Genomic DNA, 11953 nt, shown 5'->3' on the forward strand with positions numbered 1-11953 from the left:
ACGGTTTTCATTTGGGTCGTGCAAATTATTTTTCAGAAATCTGCGCGCGCCATATCTCTATGCTGTTGATGATGTTCTGCCAGAGTATGTAGCATCCGGGTCCTACGGCTGAGAGTGGCGAGAGGTAGGTGCAGGCTATCCAGATGGCGAAGGCGGTGTTCTTCTGTCCGAGTCCCTGCCCGGCGTTGACGGTCTCGCCGAAGCGTCGACCGATGGTTCTGCCGCAGGCGAACTGGAAGATGCAGAGCAGGAGCGAACCGGCGGCGATGAGGAGCAGGAAGCGGAGCGTGGTGTCGGCGTGGAAGATGTTCTTCATCGTGGTGCCGGAGACAATGAGCAGCGAGCATCCCCAGAGATAGTAGGAGAGGTCTTTGACGCTGACGATGCGCTGGCAGAGGCGCTTGGCGTGGTGCTTCACGACGTAGGCGAGGAGCATCGGCACGACGAGCACCGTGAACACCTTATATAATATAAGCGAGAAGGCGGCGAGGAAGTGCATCTCGCGTCCGCCGTCGAGGAGCGGGAAGCAGACGGGTATCATGAGCGCCGTGATGAAGTTGGAGAGGAAGGTGTAGGTGGTCATCTCCTCGAGGTTGCCGCCCAGCTTCTGCGTGACGACGGGCGCGGCTGAGGCGCACGGACTGATGATGCACGTGAGGAGTGCTTCGGCGAGGATGAGCCGGTTGCCCTTCAGAGAGAAGGCTATGACGGCTGCCATCACCACGCCCACGCCGAGCAGCTGAAAGGCGCCAAGCCACCAGTGCCACGCCACGGGGCGCAAGCGGCGGAAGTCGACCTTGCAGAACGTGACGAAGAGCACGAGGAACATGAACATGGGGAGCAGGGCGTCGAACACGGGCGCTGCGCAGGTGGCGAACGTGTCGAGCTGCGGCACGAGCGCGAATATCATATAAACGACACATCCCGTGGCGATGGCTACGGGCAGCGTCCAGTCTTTCAGTAAGCGTATAAGTTGCATTATCGTCGGGTTTTGTTATACGGAGCAAAAGTAGCGAAAATATATCAGATAGTGTGGGTTGTTCGCAATAATTTCGTAATTTTGTACTCGAAAGAGGTGCACACCTATATTATTACACCACACTAATTCAATTGGTGCAGTTCTTGCTCTGGCAAGCGGCGAAGCCGAGCGGAGACAACTGCACCCCCTTAAAAGCAATGAACGTAAAAATCGACAACTCATGGCGCAAGCATATTGGAGCGGAGTTTGAGAAGCCCTATTTCGCTCAGCTCACCGACTTCGTGCGCCAGGAATATTCCACGACGGCGTGCTATCCGCCGGGTTCGCTCGTCTTCAACGCCTTCAACCTCTGTCCGTTCGACGCGGTAAAGGTGGTGATTATCGGTCAGGACCCTTACCACGAGCCGGGTCAGGCGCAGGGTCTGAGCTTCTCTGTGCCGGCAGGCGTGCCTTTCCCGCCGTCGCTTCAGAACATCTTCAAGGAGATACAGCTCGACCTCGGAAAGCCTATCCCACCGACGGGCGACCTGACGCGGTGGGCTAAGCAGGGCGTGCTGCTGCTGAACGCTACGCTCACGGTGCGTGCGCATCAGGCGGCGAGTCATCAGCGTCACGGCTGGGAGCAGTTCACAGATGCCGCCATCAGCGCGCTCAGCGCCGAGCGCGAGCACCTCGTGTTCATTCTCTGGGGCGGCTATGCGCGCTCTAAGAAGCAGCTCATCGACCGCGAGCGCCATCTCGTGCTCGAGTCGGTGCATCCTTCGCCGCTCTCTGCCAACCGCGGCGGATGGTTCGGCAACCACCACTTCTCGCTCTGCAACGCGTATCTGCGCGAGCATGGCGAGCAGGAGATCGACTGGTAACACGCTCTGCTGAGATATTCTCCCACGGAATTCACGGAATTCATAGAAGAGGTTGCTGAAAGTATACTCCCACAGATTTCACAGAATTCACAGAACTTCGTGCTGAAATTGTTCTCCCACAGATTTCACGGAATTCACGGAAGAGATTGCTGAAAGTATACTCCCACAGATTTCAGATCAACACAGATGGGTTCTTTCAGGGGGTGCACTTGTCTCAAGTGCACCAACAAAGCAAAAAAGGCACCAATGAAGCAAGATGTGCAACAACAAAGCAGATTGATGCGCCTACAGAGCAAGAAGTGCAACAACAGAGCTGGTTGGTGCACTTGAGACAAGTGCACCCCCTGAAAGCAGCATCTGTGAAAATCTGTGCAATCTGTGGGAGAATATACAGCAAGAAGATTCTGTGAAAATCTGTGCAATCTGTGGGAGGCATTTCACTGCAAGAAGAGTGCAATCCGTGGGAGGCATTTCACAGCAAGAAGAAATAATCATTAAGAAACAAAACAGAAATATGATACTTGACATTGACAACATACTCGTTTCATCGGACATCATCACCGAGCAGTTCTGCTGCGACCTCGACGCCTGCAAGGGCATCTGCTGCGTAGAAGGCGACGCCGGCGCACCCGTCACACTCGAAGAGATCGGCGGCATAGAAGACGCGCTCGACACCGTGTGGGGCGACATGTCGGCACAAGCACAAGCCGTGGTCGACAAGCAGGGCGTGGCGTACACCGACCGCGACGGCGACCTCGTGACAAGCATCGTGGGCGGCAAAGACTGCGTCTTCACCTGCTACGAAGGCGACTGCTGCCTCTGCGCCTTAGAGCGTGCATACCGCGCCGGCAAGACCAGCTTCATCAAGCCCATCTCGTGCGCACTCTACCCTATCCGCGAGAAGCGCTTCGCCAACGGCACCGTGGCGCTCAACTACAACCGCTGGGACGTGTGCAAGGACGCCGTGAAGAAGGGTCGCGAACTCGGGTTGCCCGTATACAAGTTCCTCGAAGGTCCGCTCACCAGACGCTTCGGCAAGGAGTGGTATGCTGCGCTCTGCGAGGTGGCAGACCACTTCGACGAATGCAACACGTCGGCTACTTAGCATAACATAGTAGCGCTCAACACATTACTAAACCCGCACTTTCTTTCTGAAACATCTGCGTACACAAACGGTGCGCGTTAACATAAAAGATGTTAATAATATGTTAAGTCGGCGCTTGAACAAGTTTTCGAGCGTCGACTTATTAAATATTATTAGTACTTTTGCAGCAAATTGTTTTTTTTCAGTATAAAATCAAACACACATGTCAAACAAATGGTTCGCGCGATTGGTAGCCATTGTGGCGGTGCTTGTGACAACCACGCCATCTAATGCGCAGCGCGTAAATGTAAAAACGAACGCCTTATATTGGGCTGTAGCGGCACCCAACCTCGGGCTTGAATTCAGGATTAATCGTCATGTGACGTTCAACCTCGAAGGCGTTGTCACCCGCACCAAGTTTAACAACGGCAAATACGACGTCAAGGGATTCGGAGTCGAACCCGAAGTACGCTACTGGTTCAGCGCACGTCCTCAGGCTGCTCACTTTGTGGGCATAGCCGCAGTAGCAGCAAACTACGACCTGAAGTTCAAGCAGAAGCGACACGACGGCGATGTATTCGGCGGTGGCGTCACCTACGGCTACAGCTTCGTGCTCAGTCGCCACTGGAGTATAGAGACAACGCTCGGCGTGGGTCTGGTATACCGCCAGGAGAAGTTCTCGAGAAACGACGCTCAGCGTGCAACACTCGACAAGCCTAACGTCGAAACCGTCAACTTCGCTCCGATAAAGGCAGGCGTCAACTTCGTATACATTATTAAATAACACAACACAAACTCAACTGGAAGTTAAAGCTAAATACTTATAAACGGCGTTTCGCGATATGTCCGCCGACGGACAAGAGACGCTACAGAAACTGGTTTATCTACGAATAAGTTTAGATTAGAGGGTTTTATAAGCAACTTAATTTTAAAGTTTGAAAACAAAGAGTTATGAATTCAGAAAACATAGCAACACACTTTAAGCGGGTGGCACTCACACTCGCAGCCCTGCTATGCCTCGCACTCGGTGCGCAGGCTCAGGAAGTGGTGCGCCTTACGGGTCGCGTAGTGTCTAAGCAGACCGGCGAACCGCTCATCGGCGTGAATATCACCGACACCAGATTACGCCGAGCGCTCGCCGTAACCGACGAGGACGGACGCTTCTCAATGAACACACACGTAGGCACTCAGCTGCGCTTCTCCATGATTGGCGCCAAGCAGGAAATGGTGAAGGTGAAGAACGACAAGTTCCTCACAGTGAAGCTCGACGAGGACGACGTGCAGCTCAAGGAGGTTGAGGTGAAGACAAAGCGCATCACCGACCGCATCATGCCCGAGCCTACGGATATCGAGGTGAAGGGCAACTGGCTCTATGTACGTACGCGTGTTCGTGTGCCGAAGCAGATGTTCCAGCACGACCGCCGACTCGTGGTGCAGCCTATATTGAATAATGTGACGGAGAACAAGCTCACGCTGATGCGCCCGATGGTGTACGACGCCAAGGAGTATCACAGAACGCAGGACCGCCTCTACAACTTCAACATGAACAGCGAGACCGCCGGCGACCCGCTTGCAAAGCACGTCACCGTGAAGAGCAGCGCCACACGCGAGAAGGGTCAGGATAACGACATCATCGGCTACAGCGACTCTATCTTCGTGAAGAACCTCAAGGCAGAATACTCTTGCGACGTGTACATGGCTATCGAGGACTACACGCACATCATCTACCGCGACACTACCATCATCGCCCGCGGAACGGTCAATCCGCTGCGCTGGCTCGACTGCTCGCTGCTGGGCAAGCCGCTCACCGACGCATCCTACTACCCCACTCCCGAGAAGCAGATGCGCGACAGCAAGGGCAACATCAACCTGAAGTTCCTCATCGGCAAGGCAACGCTCAACACCAACGACCCGCACAACGATATAGAGATTGAGAAACTGCGCCAGCAGATTGACGCCATACGCGCCGACAAGGACGCTACAATCCAGTCGCTCTCGCTCGAAGGTATCGCTTCGCCTGACGGTCGCTACAACTTCAACCAGGATCTTGCACGCCAGCGTATGGACTTCGCGCTGGGATATATACGCGAAAAGCTGCCCGAGAACCTGCGCAGCGGCATCGAGTTCAGCAGCAAGTCGTCGGTAGCTCCTTGGAGCGAGGTGGTTGCTCTGCTGCGCCGCGACTCGCTCTTCAGCGAAGCCGACCAGGTGCAGAGCATCATCAACCGCAGCAGCAACATCGACGTGCAGAGCGCAAGGATACGCCGTCTGCCGTTCTTCAGAAGTGTACTTGAGGCACGCTATCTGCCGAAGCTTCGCCAGGTGAACTACGTGATGAACTACACAATCTTCCGTCAGCTCACGCTCGACGAGATTCGCAATCTCTACGCTGCCGACTACAAGAAGCTCACTCGCTACGAGTTCTTCACACTCTATCGCAGCGAGAACAACGCCGTAAAGCGCGACACCATCATACGCCAGGCTCTGGAGATGTATCCTTCGTTCATGATTGCAGCCAACGACCTCGCAGCCGATCTTATCAACCGCGGTGAGTCTGACCCGCAGCTGCTCGAGCCGTTCGCAGGCGAGAAGGCACCGGCTACGGTAAACATCAACCACGCCATCGCATTGATTCAGAACCGCCAGTTCGCTGCCGCCGACGAGTGTCTTTCGTACGTGCCCAAGACCGAGGAGTCAGAACTGCTGCACGCCATCAGCGGCGTTCTCAACGGACGCTACGACGAGAACTACAAGACGGTGGCTGCTACGGGCAAGCGCAACGAGCTACTCATGATGCTCGCCATGAAGCGCAACAAGGAGGCTCTCAAGCTGAGCCGCGAGTTGCCCGACGACGAGGCGCTCACCCACTACCTGCGCGCTGTCTGCCTCAACCGCACCGACGACGCTGTGGGAGCATACGAGGAGCTGAAGCGCTCGTTCGAGATGGACCCGTCGCTCGAGAAGATTGCGCACACCGATGGAGACGTTAACGATTTGTTGTTAGAGCAGAAGAAATAAGGAGGGAAAAGAGTTATGAACAATATAAGAAAAGCGATTGTGGCTGCCTTCATGGCTTGCGCCTACATCGCAACAGCAAACGCACAGATTGAAGGCAGTGCTCTCAACTATATGCTGCAGCGCCCACGCGTTGCAAAGAAGTGGAAGCAGAAGACTTACTTCGACCATCTCTTCGTAGACGCTGGCCTGGGCACCAACATCATGGGAACACGCCACCCTGAGTTCGGACTTACCGCCGACTTCAACATCGGCGACTGGTTTACTCCTGAGCACGGCGCACGCATCAACATCAACGGAGGCAAGTGGAGCACACGCGGACTGAAGGCTAAGTATCTTGACCTCAGCCTCGACTACCTGCTCAATATCACAGCCATCGCTCAGCCCGGCACCTACTACGAGACAAAACGCTTCGAGGTGTACGGCATCGCAGGTTTCGACCTCGCTACGTCAAACCACAACAACGTAACAAAGTACGGTATGGGCATACATATCGGCTTGCGCGGACAGTATGCTCTGAGCGACAACTTCTATACCTACCTCGAGTCGCGCTACGGCTTGATGGAGGACCAGATATCGCAGCAAAAGACATGGCACGGCTACCGCCCGTTCACTACGCTCACTATGGGTTTGGGCTATCGTCTGCCGTTTGTTCGCAAGAATTATGAAGACCCTGAACGTGGCAAACACAGCATCTGGGACGGTATCTTCGTAGGCGGAATGGTTGGTCCGGCAACGCTTTCCAACGCTCACAAAGCCACTTGGAGCGACTTCCTCGGCGTTCGTCAGGCAGCAAGTGCCGGCAAATGGTTCGGACCGTATCACGGTGTGCGCTTCACGCTCAGCTCTACAACTATCCGCCCCGACAACCAGTGGCGCACAAAGGCACTCAGCTCACAGTTCGAGTACCTTCTCAACCTTAACAACCTCATCGGCGGTGTCGATCCAGAGCGTTACGTATGGATCAATGCGCTGGCAGGTTTCAGCTTCAACCGTTCTTCCGACCGCATCGACGGCATCAAGAGCAGCTGGGGCTTCAGCGGAGGTCTGCAGGGCAACATACGCCTTTCGCGCGGACTCGCGTTCGTTATCGAACCGCGTGTCGACTCTTACACCAAGAACTTCATGCAGCAGGACCGCGTCTTCAAGAAGTGGAGCGTGATGCCGTCGCTTCTCGCCGGCTTCATGTATACCTATCATGACAGATACGCCATCGAGCGCCGCGAAGCAGGCATCCACGGCATACCCAAGGCGTCTATAAGCATCGCCGGAGGTCTGGCGTCTACGTCTACAAAGATGAAGCAGACCGACTACTGGATGCCGGTTGCACGCATCAGCTACACCAAGTGGTCGGCAGCTTCGCACGGCGTGCGTTTCAGTCTTGACGGAACGATGCAGCGCCGCATCGAGGACAAGCGCTACTCTAAGGCTGTAGGCGCGTTCGACTGGCTTGCAGACCTCACAGCTATGAACTATGGCACGGAGAACACCAAGTGGCTCTCAATACGTTCTGTCATCGGTTTCGCTGTCGGCGCCGACTACGGCGGCCACAAGTCGTACTTCTCTGCCGACGTTCACGCCGGCGCGCAGGGTCGAATCCGTCTTTCAAGCACTACGGGTCTGTTCATCGAGCCGCAGATGGCTTACGAGCTGTCAGACCGCTTCATGCACCGCAACTGGGGTCGTGTGACGCCGCGCGCTCTCGTCGGTCTCGACTACACGATGAACCGCGACAAGGGTTCAAGCGACCTTAAGGAGGCACCCGAAGAGAAGAACTTCATCACTATCGGCGGTGGCGCCGGACTCTTCTCGGGCAGCTTCAGCGAGTTGCACGCTCAGCACAAGCTCACATATAACGTGCAGGCTGGCTACGGCCACTGGTTCAATGGTGTGCATGGTGTGCACGGCAGCGTGAGCGAGACATTCGCCAAGCGTGGTGCGAACGGACTCAGCTACACCGACCACATCACAGCCGTTACAGCCGACTATATGATGAACATGCGCAACGCCATCACTGGCGAACAGAGCGACGACCGCTTGTTCCAGGTGACGGGTATGCTTGGCGCGCAGCTCAGCGTAAACTCGTGCGACATGCACAAGACGAAGGTTGTGCCGGGCGTACACGCAGCTATCCAGGCTGGCTTCCGCTTGAGCCGCCACTTCGAGATATACGCAGAGCCGGCAGCGGTGGTACACGCCAAGTCGATCGACCAGGTGAAGGACCAGGAGCCGGCTAACGGCGAGCTGAAGTTCAGCATCGGTACGAAGTTACACTTCTAACAATTAGTAATTATTAATTTTTAATTATTAATTATCAAGCATGCTTCATATTATTATGAAGATGTACGATTTCAATCAACCAATTAATAATTAATAACTAATAATTTCCAAATACAAATCACAAAGAAAGTGACGAAAGGATACAGTTCCTTTCGTCACTTTCTTTTGTATTTATACGAAGCTGTTTGCCACTACGAACTATATCTAAAACAATGCTTACGAATACCAACCGAAAAAAATATCGGATGTTGGCATGCGCCGTTCAGTATTTATTCATATCTTTGCGAATGGTTACGGCGGTTGCCCACAAACCTCAACCGTCACGTCTACTAACTATTAAACGAACCCTTATGAAACAGAACAATTCTAAACGCAAAGCGCTCATCCCGAGCGGCATCTGGTGCATCACCAGCGTAGTGGTGCTCTTCGGCTATCTGGGCATGGTGATGGGTGTGCCCAACATGCTAAACACCATCATGCGCACGGCGCACGACCTGCTGCTCAACACCGTATTCTATCTTATGAGCATCTGCGTGATAACCGGCGCCATAGGCAGGGTGTTCGTGGAATTCGGCGTGGTTACGCTGCTCGAACGCACGCTGCGACCGCTGATGCGACCTATCTTCAACCTGCCGGGCGTGACGTCGCTGGGCGCCGTGATGACGTTCCTCTCCGACAACCCCGCCATCATCTCGCTTGCACACGACAAGCGCTTCGCAAGCTACTTCAAGAAATACCAGTTCATCTCGCTCACCAACTTCGGTACGGCGTTCGGCATGGGTCTGCTCGTCATCGTGTTCATGGCGAGTCAGGGCTACTACGCCGCGCCACTCATCGGTCTGCTCGGCGCCTGCTTCGGCTGCGTCTGTTCTACGCGCCTCATGCAGCGCTTCGTGCTGAAGGCTTATCCGCAGTATGCCACGGAGGACGCCGTGTCGAAGGAGGACATAGAGGAAGAAGAGAAAGAGGAAGGTGCGCAAGAAGAGAAGACCGTGTTCATACGCCTGCTCAACGCCATGCTCGACGGCGGACGCAGCGGCGTTGAAGTGGGCATAGCCATCATCCCCGGCGTGCTCATCATCTCTACGTTCGTGATGATATTCACGTTCGGCGCGTCTGCCGACGGCTCGTACACGGGCGCCGCCTATCAGGGTGTGGAGCTGCTGCCGTGGCTTGCCAACAAAATCGACTTCGTGTTCGAGTGGCTCTTCGGCTTCCACGACCCGCACCTCGTGGCGTTCCCCATCACGGCGCTCGGTGCTGTAGGCGCTGCGCTCAGCCTGATACCCAACTTCATAGCGCACGGCTGGATTGACGGCAACGCCATCGCCGTCTTCACCGCCATCGGCATGTGCTGGAGCGGCTTCCTCAGCACTCACACCGCCATGCTCGACTCGCTCGGCTACCGCGACCTCACGCCGAAGGCTATCCTCGCCCACTTCTGCGGCGGACTCGTCGCTGCCATCACCGCCCACTGGATGTTCTTCCTCTACTCGCTGGCGGTGGGATAAAACTTGCAAAACAAATAACAAACAAGGCTGGCAGATCGGCTCATTCGCCGAGTCTGCCAGCCTTTTAACCACCCGAACACATTCACATGCAAACTGGTGTGCTCTTTTAATTTAACAGTATCAGTCTAGTTTTTTTTGAACATCCCATATCATTAAATATCAATCATTACAATATATGGGATGAGATTATGATCAATATTAATTGATGACTCCGGTAACTACTCCTTTTTCAAACATGACCACAGCGCCAGACACATAAGACCACATCGTTCGCTGTGAATTTTCTGTTATTGACAAAGGAATACCCATCGCCAGTTTCACCTCATTAGCTGTCATGCCTTTAACCACTTTGCCTTCTACGATTGAGTTCCAATTGTTCAGTTTAATATCGGCGTTAAGAATTTCCGTCAACATTGTCTGCATAAACTTGTCGCAAAGAACAGCAAACTTGTCAACATACTCCTTGTATTGCGGTTTCTTCGTGAGATTCATCTTGTCGAACGACAGGGTCTTGAACATACCAATCACACCCTTGGGCGTACACTTCACATCTTTCACTAGAAACGCTATCTTGCCGTCCTTCACTTCCATATCAAGATGAAACGAAAAAGTTTTGTCAGCACTCTCGCCTTCTGATATTGTATAGTTAAGACCTATCGACTTCTTGCTTACATCAGATTTCAAAGCGTTTTTCTCTGCGTCTATATTGTGATCCATCATCCATAGCATAGCGCTTCCGAATGTGGTATTCTCATCAAGCTTGCACGGCTCGGCACCAGTACACACATAGCTGTTGCCTTCCTTCACTAAAGGATATTTCTCTTCGGCTGTGATAGCGGCACATGGCAGTATCATCAGCAATACGGCAATAATAGCACCTTTCATATTATTCACATTTTGTATGAAATGAAAAAGGTCTGTCCAGCTTTTAAAGCAGGACAGACTATTTTTTAGTAACGTTTTTTACTTAGAATACGATACCAACTGTGGCACTGAAAGCGTTAAGCTTGTACTTGTAACCATGATCATAATAACCATCGTAATCGTCTTCAGAGTTAGCAAAGTCCATAAAACCGCCACCATAGCTGAGACCTACATAGAACTTGCCCAACTCGAAGTTTGCACCAACTTGCCAACCCATAGCAAAATACTTCATGTAGTCGTCGTCAGAAGCCAAGTTACCGTTCAGAGTAACGCCCAACAACGGCGCAATATTGATCTTGCTTGTTACCGGAATCTTGTATGTTACATTCACCGGAACTGAAAGAATCAACGGCGAGGGATCATCAAAACCGTAAGTTGCACCGATACCGGTTTCAACGAACAACGGCAGACTTCCAGAAACAGAGATGCCCTTTGTCCAAGACAAAGACAAACCGCTTACGGCATCTGCGCCATCAACATCGGGACTGATAGAACTGTAAGACACTCCTAAGCGATTGTAGTTTTTGCCCTTCTCCTTGTGATAGGTCATTGTATTTGACGAGATGAGCTGGGCAGATGCTCCGAGACTCATCAATGAGGCAATGGCCAATGCAAAAATCTTTTTCATAACTTTGTTGTTTTATTTAAATCGTTTACTTATTGCCAATAGCTTTATTCTGTTTCTGGTCGCTTGAGATGGCGCGTATACGTGCACCTTCCTGCAACGGAGTAATCCACTTAGAGTCATCTGCGCCATGCTGACCTTCTCCATAGTTATGGAAGTTGATGTATTTGCCAGGATATCCGCGCACCGTCACATCAAGACCTTTCATCTTTTCGTTGTTTGTAACATAGAATGTTGCACCAAGGATGATGTCTGCGCCCGCCAGCTTGGCTGCCTTGAAGGCTGCATTAGCTTTAGCGTTCTCAAGCATGTTCATGTTGATTTCATTCAAAGAGACTCCAGGCAAAACGTTGAAGGTCCACTCCTGACATTCCTTTTCCAACATTTGAAGTTCAGCGACCACTGGACGCACGAAAAACTCAGACATACCCTCCTGAATTCGGGTCTGTGCATGCTCAAACTTTGCTTGTGCGTTCATCGAAAGAACTCCACAGCACAAAAGCAACATAGAGAAAACTAATTTCTTCATCTTTATCCTTAATTCCGCAACACTTTAGTTTAACATTATTTATAATATCCTGAGCAACAAGTAACTATTCAGCGAAAGGGCATGGCGGGGTATCAAGCCTCAAATAAGGCTTGAATTGCATTGAACGGAGTCTTGTTGTGTTT

General features: G+C 52.7%; 10 protein-coding genes. 6 read left to right on the top strand and 4 right to left on the bottom strand.

What is annotated here, in order from left to right; genetic code table 11:
• Nucleotides 1-25: 25 nt before the first annotated feature.
• On the bottom strand, nt 26-979 hold the full coding sequence (locus tag KTQ90_RS03130) for a bile acid:sodium symporter family protein (protein ID WP_217317157.1): 954 nt from the start codon (nt 977-979) through the stop codon (nt 26-28).
• Nucleotides 980-1176: 197 nt separating this feature from the next.
• Between KTQ90_RS03130 and ung the strand changes: the two genes are divergently transcribed.
• The 6 genes from ung (at nt 1177) to KTQ90_RS03160 (ending at nt 9732) form a co-directional block, all read left to right on the top strand.
• A complete protein-coding gene (gene ung / locus KTQ90_RS03135) occupies nt 1177-1842 on the top strand; it encodes a uracil-DNA glycosylase (RefSeq protein ID WP_217317158.1) in 666 nt (221 codons plus the stop codon).
• 514 nt (nt 1843-2356) lie between these two features.
• Nucleotides 2357-2947 (top strand): DUF3109 family protein, encoded by a 591-nt coding sequence (locus KTQ90_RS03140; RefSeq protein ID WP_217317159.1) that lies wholly within the window; start codon nt 2357-2359, stop codon nt 2945-2947.
• Between the two features lie 202 nt (nt 2948-3149).
• Entirely contained in the window at nt 3150-3710 is a 561-nt protein-coding gene (locus tag KTQ90_RS03145; protein WP_217317160.1) for a DUF3575 domain-containing protein, read from the top strand.
• Nucleotides 3711-3877: 167 nt separating this feature from the next.
• Nucleotides 3878-5944: a carboxypeptidase-like regulatory domain-containing protein gene (locus KTQ90_RS03150; protein ID WP_217317161.1), complete on the top strand. Its 2067-nt coding sequence runs from the start codon at nt 3878-3880 to the stop codon at nt 5942-5944.
• Nucleotides 5945-5959: 15 nt separating this feature from the next.
• Nucleotides 5960-8221, top strand: a complete 2262-nt coding sequence (locus KTQ90_RS03155) for a hypothetical protein (RefSeq protein ID WP_217317162.1) — start codon at nt 5960-5962, stop codon at nt 8219-8221.
• Between the two features lie 350 nt (nt 8222-8571).
• Nucleotides 8572-9732, top strand: coding sequence for a CD0519/CD1768 family membrane protein (locus KTQ90_RS03160; protein ID WP_217317163.1), 1161 nt, complete (start codon nt 8572-8574; stop codon nt 9730-9732).
• Between the two features lie 198 nt (nt 9733-9930).
• Here KTQ90_RS03160 and KTQ90_RS03165 read toward each other — a convergent pair whose 3' ends face one another.
• The 3 genes from KTQ90_RS03165 to KTQ90_RS03175 all read right to left on the bottom strand — a co-directional run bounded on the left by KTQ90_RS03165 (nt 9931) and on the right by KTQ90_RS03175 (nt 11810).
• A complete protein-coding gene (locus KTQ90_RS03165) occupies nt 9931-10617 on the bottom strand; it encodes a hypothetical protein (RefSeq protein ID WP_217317164.1) in 687 nt (228 codons plus the stop codon).
• Between the two features lie 82 nt (nt 10618-10699).
• Nucleotides 10700-11284 carry an outer membrane beta-barrel protein gene (locus KTQ90_RS03170; protein ID WP_217317165.1) on the bottom strand — a complete coding sequence of 195 codons (585 nt, stop codon included), beginning with the start codon at nt 11282-11284 and terminating at the stop codon, nt 10700-10702.
• A 25-nt stretch (nt 11285-11309) separates the two neighbouring features.
• Nucleotides 11310-11810: a hypothetical protein gene (locus KTQ90_RS03175; protein WP_022158836.1), complete on the bottom strand. Its 501-nt coding sequence runs from the start codon at nt 11808-11810 to the stop codon at nt 11310-11312.
• Nucleotides 11811-11953 lie beyond the last annotated feature (143 nt).

It is taken from the genome of Leyella stercorea, assembly GCF_019052365.1.
Classification (GTDB): domain Bacteria; phylum Bacteroidota; class Bacteroidia; order Bacteroidales; family Bacteroidaceae; genus Prevotella.

Excerpts from the sequence above, each read along its gene's own strand:
- KTQ90_RS03130 (WP_217317157.1), bottom strand. The coding sequence starts at position 979 with ATGCAACTTATACGCTTACTGAAAGACTGGACGCTGCCCGTAGCCATC.
- ung (WP_217317158.1), top strand. The coding sequence starts at position 1,177 with ATGAACGTAAAAATCGACAACTCATGGCGCAAGCATATTGGAGCGGAG.
- KTQ90_RS03140 (WP_217317159.1), top strand. The coding sequence starts at position 2,357 with ATGATACTTGACATTGACAACATACTCGTTTCATCGGACATCATCACC.
- KTQ90_RS03145 (WP_217317160.1), top strand. The coding sequence starts at position 3,150 with ATGTCAAACAAATGGTTCGCGCGATTGGTAGCCATTGTGGCGGTGCTT.
- KTQ90_RS03150 (WP_217317161.1), top strand. The coding sequence starts at position 3,878 with ATGAATTCAGAAAACATAGCAACACACTTTAAGCGGGTGGCACTCACA.
- KTQ90_RS03155 (WP_217317162.1), top strand. The coding sequence starts at position 5,960 with ATGAACAATATAAGAAAAGCGATTGTGGCTGCCTTCATGGCTTGCGCC.
- KTQ90_RS03160 (WP_217317163.1), top strand. The coding sequence starts at position 8,572 with ATGAAACAGAACAATTCTAAACGCAAAGCGCTCATCCCGAGCGGCATC.
- KTQ90_RS03165 (WP_217317164.1), bottom strand. The coding sequence starts at position 10,617 with ATGAAAGGTGCTATTATTGCCGTATTGCTGATGATACTGCCATGTGCC.
- KTQ90_RS03170 (WP_217317165.1), bottom strand. The coding sequence starts at position 11,284 with ATGAAAAAGATTTTTGCATTGGCCATTGCCTCATTGATGAGTCTCGGA.
- KTQ90_RS03175 (WP_022158836.1), bottom strand. The coding sequence starts at position 11,810 with ATGAAGAAATTAGTTTTCTCTATGTTGCTTTTGTGCTGTGGAGTTCTT.